Below are 25363 nucleotides of genomic sequence, written 5' to 3'. Positions count from 1 at the left end.
GACGCAGATGACCCCAACCCCGCGTTACGAGGACTATCGCCGGCGCAGCCGGGCCCGCCGGCGTGCGCTGCAGGCGCTCTACCAGTGGCAGGTCGCCGGCCAGGACATCGCCTCCATCGAGAAGCAGTTCCTCGAGGATTACCGCATGGGCCGCACGGACCTGGAGTACTTCTCCGTGCTCCTCCACGGCGTCCCGGCCTCGGCCTCGCGCCTGGATGCGGCGCTCGAGGGGCACCTGGACCGCCCGTTCCGCACCCTCGACCCCGTGGAGAAGGCGATCCTGCGCCTGGGGGCCTACGAGCTGCTGGAGCGCATGGAGGTACCCTACCGGGTGGTGCTCAACGAGGCGGTGGAGCTCGCCAAGGCGTTCGGCGCCGAGCAGAGCCACCGCTTCATCAACGGCGTGCTCGACCGCGTCGGCCACGACAGCGCGTTGCGCCGCGCCGAGCTCGGCGCCGGGGAAGGCTGATGGCCCTGCCCGAGCCCGCGCCGCGCCGTCGCCTGCACCGCCGCCGCATCGAGCTGGACGGCTTCCGCCGCGAGGACGGCCTCTGGGAGATCGAGGCCCGACTCACGGACGTCAAGGACGGCGCTTTCCGGCTGCGCTTCCGCGGCGAGCTCGCGCCCGGCGAGCCGGTGCACGACATGGCGCTGCGCGTCACCCTGGACGACGACCTCACCATCCGCGAGGTCGCCGCGAGCATGGACGCGACCCCGTTCCCGGACTGCCCCGGCGCGACCGCTGCCTTCCAGTCGCTGGTGGGCGTGCGCATCGGCCCCGGCTGGATGAAGGCGGTTCGCTCACGCATCGGGAGCGTCGAGGGCTGCACCCACCTCTTCGAGCTGCTGCGCCCGATCGCCACCACCGCCTACCAGACCATCCATCCGCCGCCGGACAGCGACGGTCGCCCGATGCTCATGAACAGCTGCCACGGCTGGCGTGCCGGCGGTGAGGCCATCGCCACCCTCTACCCCGAGTGGTTCCGGCCGGAGCAGGGATGAGCCTCTCGGAGTTCGCGCTGATCGAGCGGTTCTTCACCGGCCTGGGGGCCGAGCGCGGCGACGTGACCCTGGGCTGCGGCGACGATGCCGCCCTGGTCGAGGTCGGCGGCACGACCCTCGCGCTGGCCGTGGACACCATGATCGAGGACGTCCACTTCCCCGCCGACGCCCCGCCGGCGAGCATCGGCCACAAGCTGCTGGCCGTGAACCTCAGCGACCTGGCGGCGATGGGCGCGGAGCCTGCCTGGGCGCTGCTGGCGCTGACCCTGCCGGCGGTGGACGAGAACTGGCTCACCGCCATGCGCGGCGGGCTGGACGCGCTCGCGCGGACCCACGGCCTGGCGCTCATCGGCGGCGACACCACGCGGGGCGAGCGGCTGACGGCATCGCTGTTCGTCGGCGGGCCGGTGGACAATCCCCTGCGCCGTGACGGCGCCCGCCCCGGCGACGTCCTGTGGGTCTCGGGGTGGCCCGGCGAGGCCGCCGCGGGGCTGGCCTGCTGGCAGGCCGGCGAGCGCGGAGACGACGTGGCCCCCCTGATCGAGCGGCTCCACCGGCCGACCCCCCGGATCGCCCTCGGGCGGGCACTGCGCGGGCTCGCCACCGCCGCGGTGGACGTCTCCGACGGGCTGCTTGCCGATGCCGCCCACCTGTGCGAGCGCAGTGGGGTGGCGGCGACGGTGCGTGCCGCCGACGTCCCGCTGTCACCCGCGCTGGCCGCGCGCGGCGGGGCCGCGCTGGACTACGCCCTCAGCGGCGGCGACGACTACGAGCTGCTGTTCACCGCGCCGGCGGACGCCGGCGAGGCCCTACGGCGTCGTGCGGCGGATGCCGGCGTGGCGGTGACGCCCGTTGGCGTGATTACCGCCGGTGCCGCGGCCGTGACCCTCGTCGGTGCGGACGGCGCGCCGCTTGCCGCGGGGCGCACCGGCTACCGGCACTTCGACGGGACCGGCGAATGAGCGCGGGGTTTCGTCTCGCCGATCCGCGCCAGTTCCTCGCCCTGGGATTCGGGTCCGGCCTGCTCCCGCGGGCCCCGGGCACCGCCGGTACGGTTGTTGCGGCGCCCCTGGTCTGGGCCCTCGGCCTGCTGCCGGCGTGGGCCTATGCCACGGTGCTCGCGGCGGCCTTCGTCATCGGCTGCTGGATCTGCGGTGTCACCGCCCGTGCGGTGGGCGTCGACGACCATCCCGCCATCGTCTGGGACGAGTTCGTGGGGCTGGCCGCCACCCTGGCGCTGGCACCGCAGAGCCCCGCCGTGGTGGCGGCGGGTGTGGTGGCCTTCCGCGTCTTCGACATCGTCAAGCCCTGGCCCATCCGGGTGTTCGACCGGCGCCTGCACGGGGGCTTCGGCATCATGCTGGACGACGTCCTCGCCGCCGTGCCGGCCGCGGTCTGCCTGCACCTCGCGCTGGCCCTGCTGGGCTGAAACGGTGCGGTGCGTCTTACAGCCGTTCCGGATGTATTGTTCAGGTCTCAGAGCCCCGCAGCTCCCTTCGGGCTCGCCTGTCTGCGCCCGTGCGCGGCGTTGCGCTTCGCTCATGTAGCGCCGCTACACATCGCTCAGCGCGCCTTGCCACGAGTGCAGACAGGCAAGCTGAGGCCTGACAATACCCCCAGAACGGGCTGTGCTCCGCCGTGGGTGATGTCGTATGCTGATGATGAACAACCAAGGACTGCCACTCACCCAGGGTGCGACATGAGCGACCAGCCCAACCCCGGCGAGTTCCGGGTGGCGCGGCTGCGCAGTGCCTGCAACGATTGCGGGCTCGTGCAGCTGTGCCTGCCGGTGAGCCTTGAGACCGAGGACGTCGACCGGCTCGACCAGATCGTGCAGCCACGCCGGCCCATCAAGCGTCACGAGCACCTCTACCGAACCGGCGACGGTTTCGGCGCGATCTACGTCGTGCGCACCGGCGCGTTGAAGACGTACACGCTCTCCGAGAGCGGCGAGGAGCAGATCATGGGCTTCCACCTACCCGGCGAGGTGGTGGGGCTCGACGCCATCAACGAGGGCAGCCACCCCTGTGGTGCCCAGGCGCTGGAGACCACCACGGTCTGCGAGGTGCCGTTCGAGCGTCTGGAGGCATTGTCGACGCGTATCCCGGGCCTGCAGCGCCAGCTCCTGCGGCTGATGAGCAAGGAGATCTTCTCGGATCATGAGATGCTCCATGCGCTGGCCAACCGCAGCGCCGAGGAGCGGCTCGCCATCGTGCTGCTGAGCCTGTCCAAGCGGTTCGCGCGCCGCGGCCTGTCACCGTGGCGGTTCCGGCTGCCGATGTCGCGTTCCGAGCTCAGCAACTATCTGGGTGTGGCGCCGGAGACCATGAGCCGGTTGTTCCGCCGCTTCCAGGAGCGGGGCTGGATCGCCAGTCACGGCAAAGAGCTGTCGCTGGAGGACGTGCGCACGCTCCGGCATCTTGCCGGGCAGTCCCGCAACGAGGCGCCTGATCGGGACGTGCGCTCCGGCAGGGGGTGAGTACAGGTCCCGGGTGCCGGGCGGGCGCCGCGGCACCCGCCCTGCCTGCGTTCAGGTCTCGCCGCGCATGTAGTGGCGCTCGGCGTGCACGAGGGCCCGGTGCCAGTGCAGCACCGTCTCGTTATCCGGGAAGCGGGCCACGAGCTTCGCCGTTTCCCGGTTGAGCCGGGAGATCTTCGCTTCCTTGACCTCCTCGTTCGGTGTCGCCTGGGCGGCGACCCAGTTCTCCCGCAGCTGGGCGATGCGGGCGTCCAGACCTTCAAGCCCCGACATGCCGGCCACCCCGGCCAGCAGTGCCATGGTGACGAGGGCACTGATCACTGTGCGTTTCATTGCCTGCGCTCCTCCCCTTGCGTCGTCACCCGCCCCGCCTGCAAGGACAACCCCATCGGCGCCTGGGTTCCGTGTCGGCGATCACATCATCCCCGTTTGCAGACGAGCGGCCTCGGACATCATCTCGAAGGACCAGGGCGGGTCGAACACGATCTCCACGGACACGTCCTCCACGGTGGGCACCTGCAGGACCTTTTCGCGTACGTCGTAGGCGAGGATGTCGCCCATGCCGCAGCCGGGGGCGGTGAGCGTCATCTCGATGGCCACCGAGCGGCTGCCGTCGTCGCGGCGCGACACCTGGCAGGTGTAGACGAGGCCGAGCTCGACGATATTGATCGGGATCTCGGGGTCGTAGCAGCGTCGCATCTGGTCCCAGACGAGCTGCTCGACGTCCGCGTCCGAGGCGTCGTCCGGCAGCTCGGGGGCCGCCTCCGGCTCCTTGCCGATGGCGTCCGCGTCCTTGCCGTCGATACGGAAGAGGTTGCCCTGGATGTAGACGGTGTAGCTGCCGCCGAGGGCCTGGGTGATCATGCCCTCGGCACCCTTCGGGATCACGCCGGTGTCGCCGGAGGGGATCAGCGCGGCGTCGCAGTCGCGCTCGAAGACCACGGGTTCGTTGGGTTGCGCCTGCATGACGGCCTCCGCTACCTGAAACTGGACTGGTTTGGTCGGAATTCTATCACCCAGCGTGCGGGTATGCAGAATCCGCTCCGGCCATCAGTCCGTCGTAGTCCAGGGGGTCGCGTACCGCGGCGAGCCGTCGCAGCAGAGTCCCGCGCAGGCGCAGACGGTGATCCCGCGGGTGCAGCGCGATGCGCACCGGTCCCGGCCAGCGGCCGAACACGGCGTCCAGGGTGCCCAGCGCCGCCGCCCGCGCGGGCGTATCCGCCTCGAAACCGATGACCGGTAGCCGCCGCCGCCGACCGGTGCGCAGATCATGCACGGCGGTGAGGGTCTCCAGGTAGCGGAAACCGAGGTCGGCGAGCCCCGTGGGACGGATCGGGCCCAGGGCCCAGGCCGGCGGGACGTACAGGGCCGGGCGGCCGAGGTCGTTGTCCGCGAACCACGTGCGGCAGCGGCGGACCAGCGCACGTATCCCCGCGGCGTCCAGGGCCAGGTGCTCGGCGGCCTGGCGCGAGAGCGCCGCGGCGTGCAGGCGGTGATAGCAGCCCCGGACAGCCGTGGCGCGGTGGTGCCAGCCGTGGCCGGCGAGGACGTGTCCGCGTGCGCGCCATTCGCGAAGCCGGGCGAGCCCGTCGGGGGGCCAGTCACGCCCCGGCACGACCAGCAGGGTCACCGGGGCGATGTCGTGGTGCGCCAGCAGGCTGAGCTGCTCGCGCACCGGCGCCAGGGTCTCCGGCATCACGTCGTGGATCGAGACTACGGCCCGCACGGGCCCGCTCCCGGGGCGATCACGGCCAGCCAGTCCGCCACCGTCTGCGCCTGCAGTCGCGAGACCGCCGCCCGGGCCTCCCGGGTGCGGTGGCGGAGCACGGCCGGCGCCATGCCGTCGAGTCGTCGCAGGGCGGCCGTCAGGTCCTCATGCTCAGCGATAGGGTGGAGACCGGGGGCGAGCTCGGCGCGGTCGCGAATGCCGCAGCCGGCGGAGACCACCGCCGGGCGCTCCCGGGCGAGGGCCTCCAGGGCAACGGTGCCGAAGGCCTCGAGCCGTGATGGCAGGGCGAGCGCGTCGTGGTCGTCCAGTGCGGCGGCCACCGCCTCGCGCGGGAGCCAGCCGAGGTAGTCGAGGTTGGGGAGGGCCGCGGCGTCGGCCTCCACCCGGGTGCGAAGCGGTCCCTCGCCGGCGATGGAAAACCGGATGCCCGGCAGTGCACGGGCCGCCGCCAGCACCTCGGGCAGCGATTTCTCCGCGGCCAGGCGGCCGACGAAGAGCACGGCCTCGAGCCGGCCACTCGCTGGCCGGACGGGCCTGTTCAGGAACGGCGGGCCGAGGGGGGTGCCCGTCACCCGCACGGCCGGCGCGCCGTCGGCCGCCGCCAGTGTCCGCATCCCCTCCGAGACCGCCATGACCGCATCGGCGCGGCGCAGCAGGTGGCGGTTGCAGGCACGCAGGCCCAGCCGCCCCGCCGTGCCGCGGAGCGCCCCCCAGTAGAGTCGTCCCAGGGCGGCATAATGGGTATGCATGCCGAACACCACCCGGGCGCCGAGCCGGCGGGCGGCGCGGGCGCCGAGGAGACCGTAGGGGCCGGGCGTGGCGATCACCACGGTCTCCGGCGCGATCTCCGCGAGGCGCCGGGCGAGGGCCCTCGGATCGGGGACGCCGACCCGCTGGGAGCGGTCGCCGGGCAGTGGCACCGACAGCCACTCGCGCAGACCGTTACCGGTGTCCGGGCCGATGGTGGTGATCGTATCGAGGTGCGGGGCGAGGGCGTCGCTGAGGTCCTGGTAGTAGGTGCCGACGCCGTTGCGCCCGGCACCGGCGTCGGTGACCACGGCCACGCGCGGCCGCGCGGCGGTAACGGGCACCGCGCTCATGCCGTTCTCCGGCGATCGGTCAGCTCGTGCGCGGGGATCGGGACGGTCGCCGTGTAGTCGAACCGTCGTGCCGCGGGTGAGAGCGTGGCCGTGAACGCGTCGCCGTCACCGGCGTCGTGCCGGTGGCGGGAGCAGTGGGTGCGTGCCTGTCCGTCCAGCGCGTCGAGGCGGGCCTCGAACGCCGGTGCCAGCGGCAGGGACAGGATCGTGTAGATCCGGTGTACACTCGCCGCCAGCCGCGTGCGCTGGGCGGGCAGCGGCAGGAACACCGCCGTGCCGGGCGCGGTACGGCCCAGCGCCGCGAACAGGTGATCGTAGTAGCCGGCGAAACGGGCCGCCAGCCGGGCGTTGAACGCCCCGGAGTCGTAATCGCCGTGGCAGACGCGCAGCGACGGCTCCAGGCAGCTGAGCTGGGAGGACAGGGCCCGGGCCGGCTCGCGCACGCAGGCGATGATACGGGCGTCCGGGAACAGCGTGAGCAGCGTGTCGGTCAGGGGCGCGAAGGCGGCGTTCTTCGACAGCAGCCGCCGGCCGTCACCCCGGGCATGGAGGTGGCGGCGCAGACAGTCCCGGTAGAAGCCGCCGAGCGCCGCGCGTTCGTCCCGGTCCAGGGCCTCCCCGAAGGCCGCGAAGCGCCACAGCCAGCCGGCATCCGGGAACGGCACCACCAGCACGAAGCACCACAGCACCGGCAGCAGTACCAGGTAGTCCTCCTCCGGTGCGTCCGCGCGTACCGGATGGGTGTCGTCCAGTCCGGCGAACAGCCGGCGCTCGGCCAGCCGGCGCAGCCGTACCAGCGGTGCGCCGAGGCCGCGGTCCAGGCGGCCCACCGCCGCCCAGAAGCGGCACCACGTCACCGACACCCCGAACACGCATTCCCAGGCCCGGAAGGTGGTGAACTGGCCGTCCTCGGCGAGGGCCGCGTGCAGCGCAGTGGTGCCGCTGCGCGGCACGCCGAGGATGAACACCGGCGACGTCACCGGCGTGCGCCGGTAGCCGCGGAACAGGACCTCGTCGAGGGCCAGCCCGACGGTGTGATAGAGCCAGAATGGCGGAAACGCCAGCAGCAGGGCGCCGCGGGTGAGCAGGTGCCGCGGGCGGGGGCGCACGATCGCGCCGGGCCGCAGGCTCGTGGCCACGAGGGTGGCGTAGCGGCGCAGCGCGCGGCGCATCAGCCACAGGGTGGGGTTGGTGTCGGGCCGGATCATCGCCGGCAAGCATGCGCGCCGGTGCCGCCTCGCGCCATCACGTTGTATGACGCAGCGGTGACGATTCGATGACGATGCGGGGCGCGGACAAAGAATCGCCCCGCGGGATGCACGGGGCGAAGGAGGGGAGAGAGCCTGGTTGCGCCAATCGGCCACAGGGCCGATTGTCCGCCTCAGGCCGCGGCGGACTTGCCCTGACCCGTCGTGCTCTTGCCGCGACGCGTCCGGGTCCGACGGGCGGAGCCGCCGGCGGACTCGGCCAGCGCGCGGCCCATGCCGGCGAAGGCCTCGAGGTCGTCGGTCACGCGGCGGCCGAAGCGCGACGCGATATCCTGCTGACGACCGACGTAGTCCTGCAGGCTGGCGGCGTCGTGCACCGCGCTGGCCGCCCGGAGCTGCTCGACGCCGAGGCCGACATAGGTCCGCGCGGACTCGATCTGGCGGCTGGCGGCCTTCTCGGCGTGGTCGATCGCCGTCTTCGCGAAGCGCCGGGCCGGCTCGCCCGCCTCGTTCATCTGGTCGAACATCTGCTTGATCATCTGCTCGTACATGGGAGCCTCCCACTGTCCGTTGCTGTTGCAGTGCAACATAGCAGTGGTTTTTGTGCATCGCAACATCCGTTGGGCGCCGCTCGTCGGCCGGGGTCTGGTATCGTTACGCGGTCCATCTACTTTCATGCGAAGGAGGCCCGAGATGGCGCGATCGTCCTGGCGTGTGGCCGTGCTCCCCGGCGACGGCATCGGCCCCGAGGTGATGCGGGAGACCGTGACGGCGCTGGAGCGCCTTGCCGGTTCCGGCGGCGTCGATCTCCAGATGGAGCGGTTCGACTGGCCCTCCACCGCCTGGCACCGGGATCACGGCGAGCTCTGGCCGGCCGACTGGCGTGAGCGCCTGGCGCGTTTCGATGCGATCCTCCTCGGCGCCCTCGGCGATCCCGGTCCGCGTGACGATCCACAGCGCTACTGGCTGCCGGACGCCGTCTCGCTGTCGCCGCTGCTCGATATCCGCAAGGGCTTCGACCAGTGGGCGTGCGAGCGCCCGGCGACCCTGCTCGACGGCGCGCCACAGTTCCTCGCCGACGAGCGGGCCCGCGACATCGACATGCTCGTGATCCGCGAGAACAGCGAGGGCGAGTACGTTGGCCAGGGCGGACGTCTTGCGCCGGGCACCGCCCACGAGATCGCCACCCAGGTGGAGGTCTTCTCGCGCCGGGGGACCGAGCGGATCATCCGCCACGCCTTCGAGCGCGCGCGGCTGCGCGCCGCCGAACGGGCCGAGGGCAAGCGCGGCGAGCGTCATTTCACCGCCGCCGACGGCAGCGACGCGCGGGCCCAGGTGTGCCTGGTGACCAAGCGCAACGCGCTGCGCCACTGGGGTGAGCTCTATTCGGAGGTGTTCGAGACGGTCGCCGCCGACTATCCCGACATCGCCACCCACCACGAGCTCGTCGACGCTGCGTGCATGAAGTTCGTCACCAGCCCCTGGGCCTTCGACGTGGTGGTCGCGAGCAACCTCCAGGGCGATATCCTCACGGACCTCGCCGCGGTGCTCTCCGGCGGCATGGGGGTGGCGCCGTCGTGCAACATCAACCCGTCGGACCGGAGCCAGCCGCCGATGTTCGAGCCCACCCACGGCAGCGGACCGGACATCGCCGGGCGCAACCTCGCGGGCCCGCAGGCGATGATGCTCACCGCCGCGATGATGCTGGACTGGATGGGCGAGGAGGACCCGGCGGCGGAGGAGGCGGGCCGGCGGCTGCGCGCAGCGGTCGCGGCGGACCTCGCCGAGCACGGCACGCGGGTGCGTCCCACCGACGAGGTCGGTGCGGCGGTGCTTGCGCGCCTGGATTGAAAGCGCGTAACCGCCCGGCGTAGTGTCGGGAGATCGTGGTCAACGACCGGCCCCGGACGGGCGCCGGCAGGCAGTGAGGAGGCATCAATGAGCGAACACGAAGGCCATCTCTCGCCGCTGCTCAAGCAGTCCAGCGGTGTCCTCGCCGAGCGCGGCGAGGGGGTGTATCTCTACGACGAGAGTGGCGAGCGCTACCTCGACTTCACCTCCGGCATCGGCGTGCTCAGCACCGGCCACTGCCACCCCAAGGTGGTGGAGGCGGCCCAGCGCCAGATCGGCCGGGTGGTCCATGCGCAGTACGCCATCGTCCGCCACCGGCCGATCCTGGAGCTCTCCGAGAAGCTCGGCGAGCTGATGCCCGGGGCGATCGACAGCTTCTTCTACGCCAACGCCGGCACCGAGGCGGTCGAGGCCTCTATCCGTCTCGCGCGCCAGGCGACGGGGCGGCCGAACATCATCGCCTTCCGGGGCTGCTTCCACGGCCGCACCATGGGCTCGCTGTCGACGACGAGCTCGAGCTCGCCCGTGCGCCAGGGCGTGCAGCCGATGATGGGCGGGGTCGCGTTTGCACCGTTCCCCGACACCTACTGGTACGGCTGGGACGAGGAAACCGCGGCCCAGTTCTGCCTCAAGGAGCTGGACTACGTCCTGCAGACCATCAGCGTGCCGAAGGAAACGGCGGCGATGCTGATCGAGCCCGTGCAGGGCGAGGCCGGGTACGTCCCCGCGAATACCACCTTCATGAAGGGGCTCCAAGAGCGCTGCCGGGAGCACGGCATCCTGTTCATCCTCGACGAGGTCCAGGCGGGCAACGGCCGTACCGGCAAGTACTGGGCGTTCGAGCACTTCGGCATCGAGCCGGACGTCGTGGTGACCGCCAAGGGCATCGCCAGCGGCTTCCCGCTGTCGGTGATGGGCGCGTCGGACGCGCTGATGGCCAAGGGCTGGATGGGCTCCCAGGGCGGCACCTACGGCGGCAACGCCGTGGCCTGTGCGGCGGCGAGCGCCACCCTGGACGTCATCCGCGAGGAGGGCCTGGTGGAGAACGCCCGCGAGCGCGGCGCCCAGCTCCGGGCCCGGCTCGAGGAGCTCAAGACCCGCTATCCGGAGATCGGCAACGTCAGCGGCATGGGCCTGATGCTCGGCACCCACATGGTGGACGGACAGGGCCGGCCGGATGGTGACCGCTCGGCGCGGCTGCTCAAGGAGTGCGAGCGGCGCGGGCTGCTGCTGATCAAGTGCGGTGCCTGGGGCGGTCAGGTCGTGCGCTGGGTGCCGCCGCTGATCGTCGATGCCGAGCAGATCGACTGGGCGGCGGACCAGTTCGAGGCGGCACTGGAGGCGACGCGCTAGCGACGGGCAGCGTCCCTGCCACCGGAGGGGCGCCGGCCTGCGGGCCGACGCCCCTCTTCTCGTTGCGGCCCCCGCCGTCCCGGTGTGGGCCGAGTGGTCCGCGGCGCGGTCGCGGACCTCACCCACCCCATACGGAGCGAATGGCCCGGACGTGGACTACCTGCGCTTCATTCTCGAGAATCGCCGCTTTCTCGGCTTCGGTTTCCTCCTGGCCGTGCTCTCGGGCTACGGCCAGACCTACCTCATCTCGCTGTTCGGCGGCCAGATCCGCGAGACCCTGAATCTCAGCAACGGCGGTTTCGGCGGTGTCTACTCCACCGCCACGCTGATCAGCGGCTTCAGCCTGATCTGGCTCGGCCGGCTGCTCGACCGGGTGGACCTGCGCGTGTTCTCCGCCGCCGTGCTCGTGGGGGCGGCCCTGGGCTGCCTGCTGATGGCGGGGGTGAACCACGTGCTCGTCCTCGGCGTCGCGCTGCTACTGCTGCGCCTGTGCGGACAGGGTCTGATGATGCACACCGCGCAGACCACCATGGCGCGCTATTTCCACGAGCGCCGCGGTACGGCGATCAGCGTCGCCACGCTGGGGCTGCCCACCGGCGAGGCGGTGTTCCCGGCGGTGGTGGTCGCGGCGATCGCCGTGCTGGGCTGGCGGCAGACGTGGCTGGCGATGGCGCTGCTGCTGCTCGCCGTGGTGCTGCCCCTGGCGATGTGGCTGCTGCGGGGACACGGCCGCCGTCAGGAGGCCCAGGAGGCAGTGGAGCGCGAACGCGCGGCCGCCGGCAGCGACGGCGACTGGAGCCGCCGGCAGATGCTGCGCGACCCGCGCTTCTACGGCGTTCTGCCCGCGGTGCTGGCGCCCCCCTTCACCATGACCGCTCTGTTCATCCACCAGGTGCCCCTGGCCTCGGAGAAGGGCTGGCCGCTGGCCTGGCTGGCGAGCAGCTTCCTCGCCTTCGGCTCGTGCCACGTGCTCTCGCTGCTGGTCGCCGGTCCCCTGGTCGACCGCGCCGGTGGCCAGCGGCTGCTGCCGGTCTATCTCGCGCCGCTGGCGGTGGCACTGCTGGTGCTCATCGGCGTGGACGCGCTCTGGGGGGCGCCGCTGTACCTCGCCTGCGCCGGGCTCAGCATGGGTGTCGGCGGCACGCTGCTCGGCGCGCTGTGGGTCGAGCTCTACGGCACCCGCCACCTGGGTGCGATCCGGGCGCTGATCCAGTCGTTCATGGTGCTCTCGACGGCGCTGGCGCCGGGGGTCGTGGGCATGCTGCTGGATGCCGGGCTGGCGATGACGGATGTGGTCGCTGGCCTGCTCGCGTGGGTCGTGGCCGCCTCGCTCCTCGCTGCCGTCGCGGTGCACGCGGGCCGGCGGTGATCGTCGGCTGCCAGGAGCAACCGACCTTCAGGGCGTGCCGGACCGGCAGTCGTGGTGCACGCCGGCGGACGGTAGGGGGCCGGGTGGTGCGTGGTGGGCGGTGGTCTCGCCGCTCGGGTAGCTCGGTTGCTCCCGGCAACCGACAGCCGTGGTGGTGACACCGGAATGCCGGGGAGGTAGCCGTGCGGGATGTCCCCGCCGGCGGGTCGACTGTGCCGGGCGGCTGGCGCTGATGTCGGCTGCCAGGAGCAGCCGACCTACCGGTGGTCCCGGGGCGGTAGGTCGGGCACGGCCACGGGCCGTGTGCGACGTCTTCGCTGACTGGGGCTGCACGTCGCACGCCTGCGGCGCACGACCTACGCGCTGTCCGGCTGTCGTAACGACGCCCGGCGGTCGGTGCCGCCGGGCGTTGATGAGCCCGATTACCGCGGGCCGAGCTTCTGATCGGCGAGCCAGGGGATCATGCGCTCGAACGCCTCCTCGATCTGCTCCATCGAGTTGGAGTAGCTGATGCGGATGGCGTTGGAGGTGGTCTCGCCGAAGGCGTCCCCGGGGATCACGCACACCCCGATTTCCTCGAGCATGCGCAGCGCGAGCTGGCCGCCGTCGGTGTGCGGGGGCAGCGACGGGAAGATGTAGAACCCGCCCTGGGGCACGTAACCGCTGAGATACGGGGTCTGGTTGACGAGCTCCACCACGCGGTCGCGCCGGCGGCGGTACTCGGCCACCATCTCGTTCACGCAGCTCTGGTCGCCGGTCAGTGCCGTCACGCCCGCCCACTGCGCCGGGGTGTTGGCCACGGTGGTGGTGAACATGTGGTAGCGCCGCAGCTTCTTGATCGCGCCCTGGCTGGAGATGATCCAGCCGATGCGCAGCCCTGCCATGCTGTAGGTCTTGGAGAAGCTGGAGATGGACATGACGTGATCGAGGTCCGAGGTGCACGAGATCACGCTCGGGAAGTCCATCTCGTCGAGCAGCAGGTGGTCATAGACCTCGTCGGCGAACACGTATACGCCGCGGTAGGCCGCTTCCTGCACGATCGCCTCGACGGTCTCCTTGGGGTAGACCGTCCCGGTGGGGTTGTTGGGGGAGTTGAGCACGATCGCGAAGGTGCGCGAGCCGATCGCGTCGATGACCTCCTGGGGATCGATCTGGTGGCCGTTCTCGGCACGCGTGGGGATGATCTTCACCTCGCCGCCGTTCATCCGGATCAGCGGCGCATAGAGCACGAAGGTCGGGTCGGCGACGATGAACTGCCGTCCCGGCGCCGCGGTGGCGGTGAGCGCGAGGTACATGGCCTCGGTGGCGCCGGTGGTAACCAGGAAGTTTTCCTCCACCAGCTCGCGGTCGTAGCGCTCGCTGTAGTAGTCCTTGAGCGCGGTGAGCAGCTCCGGCAGGCCGGCGTCGAGGGTGTAGCCGGTCTGGCCTGCGCGCAGGGCGTCCACGTACGAGTCGACGATGTGCTTGGGCGTCGGGAAATCCGGCTGGCCGATGGACAGATGGATGACGTCATCCATCTGCGCGGCCATATTGATCATCCGGCGGATACCCGGCATGGGAATCGCCTGCAGCGCCGGGCTGAACATCGGTGCCGCGGTGTGCTCGTACTGGTCCATCTCCACCGGATTGACCATCGGCCTCGTCTCCCCTGTTGTGTTGGTTTAACGCTTCGACGTTAGACCCCCCTCACACGGGGGGTCAATAGGTCTTTTCCGATGCGCACAACGCGCATGTTGACGCGCCTGACGGGCGGTGAGTACTGTCGCTGTCAGTGCCCAGATACACCCGTGTGCACGGCCGGTGCGCGCGGGCATCCACCCAGGGAGCAAAACCATGATCGAATCGCCGTTACTGCCCCGTATCGCGGGCTACATCAACGGTCAGTGGACCGACGGCAAGTCGCGCCCGATCACCGTGACCAACCCCGCCAACGCAGAGACCCTGGCGGAGTTCCCGGGCATGGGCGAGAACGACACCCTCGATGCGGTGCGTGCCGCCGAGGGGGCGCTGGCGCAGCGGGCGAGCTTCGAGAAGCGCCGGGAATGGCTGCTGAAGATCGACGAGGTGCTGCGTGCCAACCGCGAGGAGATCGGCCGCATCCTGACCATGGAGCACGGCAAGCCGCTGGCCGAGGCCCAGGGCGAGGTGGACTACGCTGCGGGCTTCTTCCGCTACTGCGGCGAGCACATCGACGAGCTGCGCCCGCGCACCATCGACGAGCACCCCAAGAACTGCACCTGGACGGTCCATCAGCGTCCGGCGGGGGTCGTGGCGCTGAGTACGCCCTGGAACTTCCCCATCGGCATGATCGCCAAGAAGCTCTCCTCGGCGCTGGCGGCGGATTGCGCGAGCGTGATCAAGCCGTCGTCGAAGACGCCGCTGACCATGATCGCGCTGTTCACCCTGCTCGACCGGGAGCTGGACCTGCCCGCGGGCAAGGTGAACCTGGTGATGGGCTCGGCGGGCACGATCTCCGACACCCTGCTCAAGCACCCGTCGGTGCGGGTGTTCTCGTTCACCGGCTCCACCGAGGTGGGCCGCGAGCTCATCGAGAAGGCCGCGCCCGGGATCAAGCGCCTGACCCTGGAGCTCGGCGGCAACGCGCCGTTCCTGGTGTTCGACGATGCCGACCTGGACGCCGCCGCCGATAACCTCATGGGCAACAAGTTCCGCGGCGGCGGCCAGACCTGCGTCTGTGCCAACCGCGTGTTCGTCCACGAGCGCGTCGCCGAGGCATTCGCGGAAAAGGTTGCCGAGCGTGTGAGGGGCCTGCGCGTGGGCGACGGGCTCGCCGAGGGCACGACCATCGGCCCGCTCATCGACGAGAACGCCGTCGACAAGGTCAGCCGCCACGTTCAGGACGCGCTCAACAAGGGCGCGAAAAAGGTCGCCGAGCTGGATGTCTCCGGCCTGCCGGGCACTTTCTACGCGCCCACCGTGCTGCTGGACGTGCCCGCCGGCGCGCTGTGCACCGTCGAGGAAACGTTCGGGCCGCTGGTGCCGATGATCACCTTCCGTGACGATGACGAGGTGGTCGCCGCGGCCAACGACACCGAGTACGGCCTCGCGTCCTACATCTTTACCGGCGACCGCGAGCGAGGCCACCGGGTGATCGAGCGCCTGAATTTCGCCCACGCCGCGCTGAACTCCGGCACCGGCCCGACGCCGGAGGCGCCGTTCGGCGGTATGAAGCAGTCCGGCTACGGCCGCGAGGGCGGTATCGAGGGGCTGTTCGAGTTCGTGGAGACGCAGACCGTCCCCGAGGCGGACTGATCCGGCCCGATCCCCTCATGGCCGGCGGGCAGCGCCCGCCGGCCGCTCTCGCCCGGGCCGTCGGGCCCGCCGCGGTGGCCTAGGGGCTGCCGCCCTCCAGGAAGGTCAGCACCCGGCCGTGGGACAGCGCCGCCGCGTGCCGGTGATACGCACTCCGCGCCCAGCAGTTGAAGCCGTGATCGGCCCCGTCGTAGACGTGGATCCCGACGTCGCCGCGGCCGAAGAAGGCCCGGCGGGCCTCGTCGACGTGGGCGTCGGTGATGTGCCCATCGTTGCCGGCGAAGTGGAACTGCGCCGGCACGGTGAGACGGGCGGCCTTGTCGAGGTGCCGGTGGATGCCCCCCGGGTAAAAGCTCACGACCCGGTCCGCACCGGACTCGATACCAGCCAGATAGGACAGGATGCCCCCCATGCAATAGCCGAGCGAGGCGACGCTGCCGTCGCACTCGGGTCGCCGGCGTAGCGCCCGGACGGTGCTGGCCAGGTCCTTCACCGCGACCGAGAAGTCGATCTCGCCGACCAGCCGGAAGGCGGTCTCCATGTCGTCTCCCTCGTAGGCGAGCTCCACGCCGGGCGACTGGCGCCAGAATACGTCCGGGGCGAGCACCACATAGCCGTCCAGCGCGTACTGCTCGGCGACGCTGCGGATATGGTGATTGACGCCGAAGATCTCCTGGATCAGGACGATGCCGGGACCCCGGCCCGCCGGCGGCAGTGCCAGGTATCCCCTGAAGGTCCGGTCGTCGTGGCTGGCGATATCGATCCACCGGGTGTCGACGGCTTGCAGTGGCATGGCTCCTCCGTGGTGGCAGTGGTTTCCCGTGCAAATGGGGGCACGGGCCGCGAACGCAGCGTTGATTCGTCGGCTAATCGTAGGCGGGGTAGGGCGGGGCAGACAACGATGGCCGCCGCGGTCAGTGCGGGGACCACGGGAAGGCCGGCGGGGGAGGCCCGCCGGCCCGTGCGGTCTCACCGCCGGGGGGCTCCGGCGTGTTCAGGCGGCGTCGTTGGCGCGGGTCTCGCCCTCGCCGGCGGGAGCCGTATGGGTGACCTCGCGGGCGAGGCGCTCGCCGAGGCTGCGCACGCCCTGGAGCTCCTGGCCGATGGTGGTGTCGAGCTCCTCGAGGAAGCCGCGCTGGTGCTGCCAGTAGTCCTGCAGCGAGCGCTCGTCGTGTACCGCCATCATGCAGCGCGTCTCCTCCAGCGCCAGCTCCATGCACCGGCGCATGGTATCCATGTGCAGCCGGGTGAGCTGCTCGGCGAAGCCGAGCCAGGCCTCCATGAGCTCGCGTTGCGGGGTGAGCATCGCGCTCCAGTCGGGGCGCGGCATTGACGGGGTTTCGGGTCCGGTCTCCATGGGGTTGCTCCGAGTCATGGCTGAGGGGGGAGCCACAACGTATAGCGCCGGCCGGGCCGGAAGGGAACCGCCGTTCGGCTGCCCGGTGGGCCGCCCGGCGGGTCCCCCGTTCTACCGGTTCGTGCCGCGGAGCCGGGGATGCCCCGCTAGTCCGAGTCCCCGGACTGGTCCAGCCACTCGACGCGGAAGAGATCGAGGCGCCGGTCGCGGGTGTTGCGTACCGAGCCCTCGGCACGCAGCTGGATCAGCCGGTCCATGTCGAGATCGGTGATCAGGGTCATCTCCGTGTTGGGCGTCGACTCCGCCACGATCCCGTCGTGGGGGAAGGCGAAGTCCGAGGGCGAGAACACCGCGGTCTGCGAGTACTGGATCTCGATGTTCTCGACCTTGGGGAGGTTGCCCACGCTGCCGGTGATGGCGACGTAGCACTCGTTCTCGATGGCACGTGCCTGGGCGCAGCGGCGCACCCGCAGGTAGGCGTTCTTGGTGTCGGTCCAGAACGGCACGAAGAGGATCTGCATGCCCTGGTCGGCGAGCAGCCGGCCGAGCTCCGGGAACTCCACGTCGTAGCAGACTAGGATGCCGATACGCCCGGCGTCGGTGTCGAAGATGCGCAGGGCATCGCCGCCCTGGACGCCCCAGTAGAAGCGCTCGTCCGGAGTGGCGTGGAGCTTGTACTGGCTGTCCGTGGTGCCGTCGCGCCGGCACAGGTAGGCGACGTTGTAGAGCACGCTCTCGTCTTCATCGTACAACGGCATGGAGCCGGCGATGATGTTGATGTTGTAGCTCACCGCCAGCCGGGACATCGCCTCGACGATCTCCTCGGTGTACTGCGCGAGCCGGCGCATGGCCTCGGCGGGCTCGTCCTGGTTGAACTGCGCGAGCAGCGGCGCGTTGAAGAACTCCGGGAAGAGGATGAAGTCGCTGTTGTAGCCGGCCATGGCGTCGACGAAGAACTCGATGTTCGTCATCAGGTCGTCGAACGTCTTCACCCGGCGCATCTGCCACTGCACCGTGCCAACGCGCACCAGCGACTTGCGCCCGCCGATCAGCGGACTGCGCTCGGCCTCGTAGAAGATGTTGTCCCACTGCACCAGGGTCGCGTAGGCGTGGGAGTCGCGGTCCTCCGGCATGTAGCCGGTGATCACACGGCGCACGTGGAAGTCGTTGGCGAGCTGGAACGAGAGGATCGGGTCGTAGATCTCCCGGCGCTTGACCAGCTCGATGTACTCCTCGGGCGTCATCTCCCCGGCGTGCTCGCGGTAGCCCGGGATGCGCCCGCCAGCGACGATGGCGCGGAGGTTGAGGCTGCGGCAGAGCTCCTTGCGCGCGTCGTAGAGGCGCCGGCCGAGGCGCATCTCGCGGTAGTCCGGGTCGACGAAGACGTCCACGCCGTAGAGGACGTCGCCGTTGGGGTCGTGGTTGGTGAGGAAACCGTTGCCGGTGATCTCCTCATAGGTGTGCTTGTCGCCGAAGCGGTCGTAGTCGACGATCATCGAGATCACCGCCGCGGCTACACGGCCGTTGTCCTCGATGCAGATCTGTCCCTCCGGGAAGCGGTTCACCTGGGCGGCGAACTGCTTGCGCGACCATGCCCCGCCGAGGGTGTTGTAGACGCGGTCCATGATGTGCTTGACGTCCGGGTAGTCGGACAGCCGCAGGTTCCGCAGGCGCAGGCGGTGCTCCTCGCCGTCCCGCTCGTTGCCTTGGTCGTCGCTTGCACGCATCGGAATTTCTTCGCTTGCCGTAGGTCCGACATGGGAGAATATCATGCCGATCCGGTGGGCCGTCCCCGAGCGCGATCGGCGATGCAGTGACGGGACCGGGGAGCGATCTTCCCAGAGGGATTGTCGCGTGTCAGGGCACCGCGGCGGTTCGGGGGCAGAGCGCGTTCGCGCCGGCGTGGCGGGGCTCACGTCAGGCAGGTGCGATGCCGCCGCCGGACCGCTCCCGCACTCCCTCCGGGCCGGACTGCGTTGCGGTAGGGCAGCGTTGCCCACCGCTCATGTAGTCTGGCACCACCGTGCGGCTCGTGCCTTGCCCCATCGATGCACAGTCCGGCTGACGCGTGACACGACCTCTGAGACGATTAGCAATAACTCGAATGACGCGATCCTCGATCTCTCAAGCCGGCTGCGGGCTGGCACTGGTGCTCGCGCTCTGGGTCCAGGGCGTGCCGGCGGCGTCGCTGCACCTGGACGTGGATGCGCCGGAAGGGCGGGCGCGGCAGAACGTCATGGCCTACCTCGGCGAGCCGCCCGAGGTGGGCAGTGAACGCGAGGCCCGTGCCTACGCCCGCCATACCGTGGATGCCGTGCGCCGTGCCCTCGAGGCGGTGGGCTACTACAACGCCGGCATCGAGACGGACGTCGCCGCTGCGGACGATGGCTGGCGCGTGACCTTCCGCATCGATCCCGGCGAGCCGGTGCATATCCGTAAGCTGGACGTGCGCGTCACCGGCGAGGGCGCGGGTACCAGGCTCTTCGACACGGTGATTGCCAGCCTGCCCCTCGCCGAGGGTGACGCCCTCGACCACGGGGCCTACGAGACCGCCAAGACCCGCCTGCGCAACACCGCACTGTTGAACGGCTACTTCGACGGCGGCTTCGGCGAGCACCGCATCGCCGTGGACACGGAACAGCGCACTGCCGACATCACCCTGGTCTACGACACCGGCCCGCGCTACGAGCTCGGGGAGGTGACCTTCCAGGGCGATCTGCCGTTCAACGACGAGCTCCTGCGGCGTCTGGTGCCCTTTGACACCGGCGCCCCCTACGCTGCGGAACGCGTCGCCGCGCTCAACCGCAACCTGCTCGACAGCGGCTATTTCGGTGACGTCCAGGTCTCCCCCGAGCGCGACGCCGCCGAGCCCGGTGGCGCCGTGCCCGTCACCGTCAACGCCACCGCCCGCGAGCCCAACACGCTCGGCTTCGGTGCCGGTTTCTCCACCGATGAGGGGCCGCGGGCGCGGATCAACTGGCAGCGCCACTGGGTCAACGCCTCGGGCCATACCGCCGGCGCGGAGCTGCGCGTCTCCGCGGTGCGTCAGAACCTCTCGGGGAACTACACCATCCCGTTGCGCGACCCGCTCAACGACGAGCTCCAGCTCCAGGCCGGACTCCAGCGCGAGGACATAGAGGACACCCGGAGCAGCCGGGCCACGCTCGCCGTGCGCCGTCGCCAGCACTTCGATTCCGGCTGGGAGCGGGTGCAGTCCCTGCGCCTGCTCCACGAGGACTTCACCCAGGCGGACCAGGAGGCGACGACGACCCTGCTCATGCCGGGCCTGAGCTTCTCGCGTACCCGCTCCCGCGGCGGCGTCGATCCCTACTGGGGCGACCGCCAGAGCTACAGCATCGAGGTCGCCCAGAAGGGCGTGGGTTCCGACGTCTCCATGGCCCGGGGGCTGGTGGGCATGAAGTGGCTGCGGACCTATTTCGAGCGCCACCAGATCAGTGTGCGCGCCGACCTCGGCGCCATCGCCACCTCCAACTTCGAGCGCATCCCCTCGTCGCTGCGCTTCTTTGCCGGCGGTGACAACAGTGTGCGCGGCTACGGCTACAACACCCTGTCCCCGGAGGACGACGACGGCGACCTGCTCGGCGGGCGCTACCTCGCCACCGGCAGCATCGAGTACGGCTATCGCTTCGCCGAGTCCTGGCGGGCGGCGGTGTTCACCGATGCCGGCAACGCCTTCGACGAGCCGGGCACGGACTTCAAGGTGGGCAGCGGTTTCGGCATCCGCTGGCTCTCGCCGGTGGGCCCGGTGCGGCTGGACTTCGCCTGGGGCGTGAGCGAACCGAACCCGCCGTTCCGTATCCACATCTCGCTGGGGCCGCCGCTGTGATCCGGCGCATCCTCCTCGCAGTCCTCGGCGTGCTGGTGCTCGCTGTGCTCGGCCTGGCCTGGCTGGCCGGTACGACCACCGGCGCCCGCCAGGCCGTCGCGCTTGCCGAGCGCTTCGTGCCCGGCTTCAGCGCCGAGGTCGTCGACGGCAGCCTGTGGCGCGGTGTGAGCCTCAATCGCCTGCGCTACGACATGCCCGGCGTGTCCGTGGCCGCCGACGCGGTGGTCCTGCGCTGGCAGCCCGGCTGCCTGATGGACGGCACGGTCTGCGTGGACCGGCTGGCTACCCGCGGACTCGACGTGGCCGTCGATACCGGCGAGCTGCCGGCAGGGCAGCCGACGGCGCAGCCGGGAGACGGCGGCTTCGCCCTGCCGGTGCGCATCGCCGTCTCCCGCGTCGTCCTGGACGACACCCAGGTACGCGTGGACGAGCGCCGGCTGCGGCTCGCCTCGCTGACCACGGCGGCGGACGCCGCGGGCAACCGGCTTTCGATGGACGAGACGACCCTGGACGGGCTGCAGATCGACCTTCCGGCCCCGCCGGCGGACGGGGGCGACGGCGGCGGGACGTCGGCGGGCGGGGCGGACATGGCGTTCCCGCCGGAGGACTTCCGGCTGTCCCTCCCTGACGCGGTGCCGCTGCCGCTGATCGTCGAGCTCGCCGGCGTCACTCTGCGCGACGCGACGATCCATCGCGGCGAGGCGGCGTACACCCTGTCGCGGCTGCATATTGCCGGTGCCCTCTCCACCGAGCGGATCCGCCTGGACGCGCTGTCGCTGCGCGCGCCGGCGGCGGAGCTAGACGCCCACGGGAAGGTCGGGCTCGGTGGCGACTGGCCGATACAGCTGACCCTGAATGCCCACAGCGGCCGTTATCCCGGCGGCGGGGATCAGACGCTGAAGCTCACCGCCGGCGGCTCTCTCGCGGACCTCGATGTCACCGCCGATGCGGGCGGGCCGGTGAGCGCCCGTCTAGAGGCGCACACCGCACTGTTCACGCCGGGGCTGCCGTCACGACTGCGGCTGCGGGCCGAGGCCCTGGCCTGGCCGCTTACCGGCGAGCCGACCGTGCGTGCCGGCGGTGTGGACCTGCAGGCGGACGGTGGTCTCAAGGGCTGGTCGCTCGGCCTTGACGCCGGAATCGGGGGGCCGGGCATTCCGCAGGGGCAGTGGCGGCTCGCCGCGGAGGGCGACACCGCCCATGCGGCGATCCGGACGCTCACCGGCCAGGTGCTTGGCGGTACCGTCTCCGGGGACGGCGGGGTGGCCTGGGGGGACGGTCTGGACTGGCAGGCACGGATCGAGGTCGACGGTATCGCCGGCGACGCCACCGTACCCCTGCCGGTCCCCGTGAAGCGTCTGGCGCTGACCGCCGACGGAGACACCGGCTCGGCGCGTATCGAGCGGCTGGACGCGGCGCTGCTCGGCGGCAGCGTCTCCGCGAAGGGGCTCGTGGACTGGCGGAGCGGGCTCGAGTGGCAGGCGGCGCTAACCGCCGAGGACCTGGACCCCGGGCAGTACCGGTCGGGGCTGGATGGGCGTCTCGGCGGCCGGGTCGCGACCACCGGCGCGCTGCGCGGCGGCGATCTGAGCGTTGTCCTGGCGATCCCCGGCGTGGAGGGCCGGCTGCGCGGCTACCCGGTCTCGCTCCGCGGCCACCTCGCCCGTGCCCCGGGTGCCGGCTGGCGCTTCGACGGCCTGCGTCTGCGCAGTGGTCCGGACGAGATTGCCGTCGACGGCGGCCTGGCGGACGGCCGCTGGGACGCCCGGGCACGGCTCGATCTGCCCGAGCTGGCCGCCCTCTGGCCAGGGGTGGCCGGCACGCTGAACGGCGACGTCCGCGTCGGCGGCGCGATGACCGCGCCGGACGTGAGCGCCTCGCTGGACGGCACCGGTATCGCCTATCAGGACATCCGCGTGGACCGTCTCGCCGTGGAGGGCAGTGTCGCGGCGCTCATGACCCGCGCCAGCCGCCTGCGCGTGTCCGCCGGCGGCGTCGCCCGGGACGGGCAGGAGCTCGGCGACGTCACCGCCGCCCTGGACGGCACACGGGCACAGCACCAGCTGGTGGTGAACGTGGAAGGCGGCGGGCCGGTCACCGGCTCGCTGCGGCTCGACGGCGGGCTGGCCGCCGACAGCGGCGACTGGGACGGCACCCTGACCGAGGCGACCGTCAGTGCCGGCCCGGAGCGCTGGACGCTCGTCGACCGGCCGGCGCTGCGTTGGCGCGCCGGTCCCGGCGAGCTCCACGTGGACGCCCACTGCTGGCGAAGGGATCAGGGCCGGCTGTGCCTGACCGAACCGCTGGTCGCCGGTGCCGGTGGTGCCCGAGCCGACCTGCGCATCGGCGACCTCCCCCTTGCGGTACTCAAGCCGTGGCTGCCGGAAGGGCTGGCGTGGTCCGCCACCCTGAACGCGGACGCCCGCGTGCGCTGGCAGGGCAGCGGCCTGCCCCGTGTGGAGGTCAGCGCGCGTACCGGTGAGGGCAGCATCACCGCCGCGCGGAGCGAGACCGACGAGCCGGTGACGCTGGACTACCGTTCGCTGACGGTGGATGCCGGCCTGGACGACGACGGTGCGCGGCTGGAGCTGGCGCTCACCGCCGAGCAGCTCGGCTCGGTGAATATCCAGGCGTCAACGGATCCGCGGGCGGCGGAGCCGGGCCTCGACGGGCGCGTGCGCATCGACGGTATCCGTCTCGGACTGGTGCAGCCCTTCCTGCCGCAGCTGCGGCGCCTCGAGGGGACCGTGACCGTGGACGGCAGCCTCGGGGGGCAGCTGCGCGCACCCACCTTCGACGGCACCGTGCGCCTGCGTGACGGTGTGGTCGCCGTGCAGTCCCTGCCGGTCCCGCTGGAGGCGGTGACGCTCTCGGCCCGGATCCAGGGGACCCGTGCGACCCTCAGCGGCGGCTTCAAGAGCGGCGAGGGCCGCGCCAGCCTCGGTGGCAGTATCTCCTGGGGCGACGGGCTGCACGCCAACGTCGCCGTCTCCGGCGAGGGGCTGGAGGTGGCCTATCCGCCGCTGGTGCGGGTACGGGTGAGCCCGGCCATGACCATTACCTACGATGGCAGTGCGCTCAGCGTCAACGGCCGGCTGACAGTGCCCCAGGGCCGGATCACCCTGGAGGAGCTGCCCGAGAACGCCGTCGCGGTCTCGGACGACGTGGTCATCGTCAATCGTGGGGACGGGGGCGGGGAATCCAAGCGGGAGGAGGGCCTCAAGCTCTCGACCAACGTCTACCTCGTGCTCGGCGATGATGTCCGCTTCCAGGGCTTCGGCGTCGAGACCGCGTTGGCGGGCGCGCTGCAACTGCGCCAGATCGGCACCAGCAGCGCCGAGGCCTTTGGGGAAATCAGCCTGGTTGACGGCACCTTCGAGCGCTACGGCCAGCGGCTGAAGATCCGCCAGGGGCGGTTCATCTTCTCCGGCCCCATCACCGAACCGCAGATCGATCTGGAGGCGGTGCGCGACACCGGTGAGGTCATCGCCGGGCTGCGGGTAACGGGCCCGCCCTCGGCGCTGCAGGCGAACGTGTTCTCCGAGCCGTCCATGCCGGAGGCGGATGCGCTGTCGTACCTCATCACCGGCCGCGGCCCCGGCGCCGGCACGCCCGGCGAGAACCAGCTCGTGACCCAGGCCGCGCTGGGGCTGGGTCTGATGGGCGGGCGCGGTATCGGCAGCTCGCTGGCCGGTCAGCTCGGCGTGGAGGACTTTCAGCTGGAGACCGCGGGCAGCGGCCAGGACACCCAGGTGGCGGTGAGCGGCTACGTGGCACCGAACCTGCTGGTGCGCTACGGCGTCGGCGTGTTCTCCCCGGAGAACACCCTCACCCTGCGCTACCAGCTCACCGAGCGGCTCTACCTGGAGGCGGTGAGCGGTATGGAGAGCGCCCTCGACCTGTTCTATTCCTTCGACTTCTGAGGGGGTGCCGGCCGGATCGCCCGGGGGGGTGACGCCTTCGCCCGCTATTCAAGTGCCGGCCGCCGAGCGTGTGCGATATCTCCATCCACGGGCCGGGCATCGGCCACCGGCGCGCGGCGGGCGAGCGTCGGCGGCGCCCGGCGGCCGACGTTCTCCGGTGTCGTGCGGGATGTCGGCGGCCCTGTGCAGCCGACCTACGCGGCCAACCGCGGCCCGATGCCGGTCTCTCCGGTCACGACCTCGTTTGACATCGGCCGTGCCCCGGTACCATGGCACGGCCGTTCCCCTGCTTGTAGGTCGGCTGCTCCTGGGAGCCGACATCTCCGGTGGTGTCTTAACGCCTGCGGCGCCTGGTCCACGCGTACGGCCGAGCCCGGCCATTGTCCCATGGGCTGGCGGCGCCCGGCGTTCTCCGATGTCGTGCGGGGATGTCGGCTGCCCTGAGCAGGCGACCTACGCGGCCAACCGCGGCCCGATGCCGGTCTCTCCGGTCACGACCTCGTTTGACATCGCCCGTGCCCCGGTACCATGGCACGGCCGTTCCCCTGCTGTAGGGGGGGAGGTACAGGGATCCCAAAACTAACGTGGGGGTGTAACACAGCCAAACCAGGTCCAGCCGTACCGGCCAGCCCCGCGCTGAATACCTACACGCCGGCCACCGCCCTCTCCAGGCTACGGGCCCACGGCCGCTGACACCCGCGGTCGCGACGGGAGAGACCGGCATCGGGCCGCGGTTGGCCGCGTAGGTCGGCTGCTCAGGGCAGCCGACATCCCGCACGACACCGGAGAACGTCGGCCGCCGGGCGCCGCCGACGCTCGCCCGCCGCGCGCCGGTGGCCGATGCCCGGCCCGTGGATGGAGATATCGCACAC

Annotated in this window: 21 protein-coding genes; 11 read left to right on the top strand and 10 right to left on the bottom strand. The window is 71.1% G+C overall.

All coding sequences use genetic code 11. The annotated features are described in order from the left end of the window. Positions 1–7 precede the first annotated feature (7 nt). The 5 genes from nusB to fnr all read left to right on the top strand — a co-directional run bounded on the left by nusB (position 8) and on the right by fnr (position 3481). Positions 8–469, top strand: a complete 462-nt coding sequence (gene nusB / locus ACEZHJ_RS15615; protein ID WP_018716346.1) for a transcription antitermination factor NusB — start codon at positions 8–10, stop codon at positions 467–469. Then, a complete protein-coding gene (locus ACEZHJ_RS15610) occupies positions 469–1002 on the top strand; it encodes a DUF2889 domain-containing protein (protein WP_018716345.1) in 534 nt (177 codons plus the stop codon). The genes nusB and ACEZHJ_RS15610 overlap by 1 nt, the downstream gene beginning before the upstream one ends. Continuing rightward, the gene (gene thiL / locus ACEZHJ_RS15605) at positions 999–1964 is read left to right on the top strand and encodes a thiamine-phosphate kinase (protein ID WP_163143599.1); all 966 of its coding nucleotides are present in this window, start codon (positions 999–1001) and stop codon (positions 1962–1964) included. Before ACEZHJ_RS15610 ends, thiL begins: the two co-directional genes overlap by 4 nt. After that, the gene (locus ACEZHJ_RS15600) at positions 1961–2431 is read left to right on the top strand and encodes a phosphatidylglycerophosphatase A (RefSeq protein WP_163143611.1); all 471 of its coding nucleotides are present in this window, start codon (positions 1961–1963) and stop codon (positions 2429–2431) included. The genes thiL and ACEZHJ_RS15600 overlap by 4 nt, the downstream gene beginning before the upstream one ends. Positions 2432–2701: 270 nt before the next feature. After that, on the top strand, positions 2702–3481 hold the full coding sequence (gene fnr, locus ACEZHJ_RS15595; protein ID WP_375036680.1) for a fumarate/nitrate reduction transcriptional regulator Fnr: 780 nt from the start codon (positions 2702–2704) through the stop codon (positions 3479–3481). Positions 3482–3532: 51 nt separating this feature from the next. Here the strand turns inward: fnr and ACEZHJ_RS15590 are convergent, their stop codons facing one another. From ACEZHJ_RS15590 to ACEZHJ_RS15565, 6 genes are all read right to left on the bottom strand, one after another. After that, entirely contained in the window at positions 3533–3814 is a 282-nt protein-coding gene (locus tag ACEZHJ_RS15590; RefSeq protein WP_018716341.1) for a hypothetical protein, read from the bottom strand. A gap of 81 nt (positions 3815–3895) precedes the next feature. Beyond that, positions 3896–4447: a putative Fe-S cluster assembly protein SufT gene (gene sufT / locus ACEZHJ_RS15585; protein WP_163140722.1), complete on the bottom strand. Its 552-nt coding sequence runs from the start codon at positions 4445–4447 to the stop codon at positions 3896–3898. Positions 4448–4493: 46 nt separating this feature from the next. Continuing rightward, positions 4494–5207, bottom strand: coding sequence for a polysaccharide deacetylase family protein (locus tag ACEZHJ_RS15580; RefSeq protein ID WP_375036679.1), 714 nt, complete (start codon positions 5205–5207; stop codon positions 4494–4496). Further along, positions 5195–6310, bottom strand: coding sequence for a glycosyltransferase (locus ACEZHJ_RS15575; protein WP_375036678.1), 1116 nt, complete (start codon positions 6308–6310; stop codon positions 5195–5197). The genes ACEZHJ_RS15580 and ACEZHJ_RS15575 overlap by 13 nt, the downstream gene beginning before the upstream one ends. Further along, entirely contained in the window at positions 6307–7518 is a 1212-nt protein-coding gene (locus ACEZHJ_RS15570; protein ID WP_163140726.1) for a sulfotransferase, read from the bottom strand. Before ACEZHJ_RS15570 ends, ACEZHJ_RS15575 begins: the two co-directional genes overlap by 4 nt. Positions 7519–7691: 173 nt before the next feature. Continuing rightward, positions 7692–8069 (bottom strand): phasin family protein, encoded by a 378-nt coding sequence (locus tag ACEZHJ_RS15565; protein WP_018716336.1) that lies wholly within the window; start codon positions 8067–8069, stop codon positions 7692–7694. A 142-nt stretch (positions 8070–8211) separates the two neighbouring features. Between ACEZHJ_RS15565 and ACEZHJ_RS15560 the strand changes: the two genes are divergently transcribed. The 3 genes from ACEZHJ_RS15560 (at position 8212) to ACEZHJ_RS15550 (ending at position 12091) form a co-directional block, all read left to right on the top strand. Further along, positions 8212–9369, top strand: a complete 1158-nt coding sequence (locus ACEZHJ_RS15560) for an isocitrate/isopropylmalate dehydrogenase family protein (RefSeq protein WP_018716335.1) — start codon at positions 8212–8214, stop codon at positions 9367–9369. Positions 9370–9456: 87 nt separating this feature from the next. Next, complete coding sequence (locus ACEZHJ_RS15555; protein ID WP_018716334.1) at positions 9457–10722, top strand: aspartate aminotransferase family protein; 1266 nt, start codon at positions 9457–9459, stop codon at positions 10720–10722. Positions 10723–10873: 151 nt separating this feature from the next. Continuing rightward, positions 10874–12091, top strand: coding sequence for an MFS transporter (locus tag ACEZHJ_RS15550; RefSeq protein ID WP_018716333.1), 1218 nt, complete (start codon positions 10874–10876; stop codon positions 12089–12091). Between the two features lie 422 nt (positions 12092–12513). Here ACEZHJ_RS15550 and ACEZHJ_RS15545 read toward each other — a convergent pair whose 3' ends face one another. Next, positions 12514–13725 (bottom strand): pyridoxal phosphate-dependent aminotransferase, encoded by a 1212-nt coding sequence (locus ACEZHJ_RS15545; protein WP_018716332.1) that lies wholly within the window; start codon positions 13723–13725, stop codon positions 12514–12516. Between the two features lie 199 nt (positions 13726–13924). On the opposite strand from ACEZHJ_RS15545, the gene ACEZHJ_RS15540 reads away from it, so the two are divergent. Next, positions 13925–15364, top strand: coding sequence for an NAD-dependent succinate-semialdehyde dehydrogenase (locus ACEZHJ_RS15540; protein WP_375036677.1), 1440 nt, complete (start codon positions 13925–13927; stop codon positions 15362–15364). A gap of 79 nt (positions 15365–15443) precedes the next feature. Here the strand turns inward: ACEZHJ_RS15540 and ACEZHJ_RS15535 are convergent, their stop codons facing one another. The 3 genes from ACEZHJ_RS15535 to ACEZHJ_RS15525 form a co-directional block, all read right to left on the bottom strand. Beyond that, positions 15444–16157: a dienelactone hydrolase family protein gene (locus ACEZHJ_RS15535; RefSeq protein WP_375036676.1), complete on the bottom strand. Its 714-nt coding sequence runs from the start codon at positions 16155–16157 to the stop codon at positions 15444–15446. Positions 16158–16358: 201 nt separating this feature from the next. Continuing rightward, positions 16359–16721, bottom strand: a complete 363-nt coding sequence (locus ACEZHJ_RS15530) for a phasin family protein (protein WP_163141775.1) — start codon at positions 16719–16721, stop codon at positions 16359–16361. A gap of 146 nt (positions 16722–16867) precedes the next feature. Further along, positions 16868–18448, bottom strand: a complete 1581-nt coding sequence (locus tag ACEZHJ_RS15525; protein ID WP_018716328.1) for a carbon-nitrogen hydrolase family protein — start codon at positions 18446–18448, stop codon at positions 16868–16870. 377 nt (positions 18449–18825) lie between these two features. Between ACEZHJ_RS15525 and ACEZHJ_RS15520 the strand changes: the two genes are divergently transcribed. Both ACEZHJ_RS15520 and ACEZHJ_RS15515 read left to right on the top strand, forming a co-directional pair. Further along, positions 18826–20568 carry an autotransporter assembly complex family protein gene (locus ACEZHJ_RS15520; RefSeq protein ID WP_051088161.1) on the top strand — a complete coding sequence of 581 codons (1743 nt, stop codon included), beginning with the start codon at positions 18826–18828 and terminating at the stop codon, positions 20566–20568. Continuing rightward, positions 20565–24491, top strand: a complete 3927-nt coding sequence (locus ACEZHJ_RS15515) for a translocation/assembly module TamB domain-containing protein (RefSeq protein ID WP_375036675.1) — start codon at positions 20565–20567, stop codon at positions 24489–24491. The genes ACEZHJ_RS15520 and ACEZHJ_RS15515 overlap by 4 nt, the downstream gene beginning before the upstream one ends. The last annotated feature ends 872 nt before the right edge of the window (positions 24492–25363 follow it).

It is taken from the genome of Arhodomonas sp. KWT2 (assembly GCF_041949875.1).
Classification (GTDB): domain Bacteria; phylum Pseudomonadota; class Gammaproteobacteria; order Nitrococcales; family Nitrococcaceae; genus Arhodomonas; species Arhodomonas aquaeolei.
Note: the sequence above shows the minus strand (reverse complement) of the source record. Positions and strands in the feature narration are given on the sequence as shown.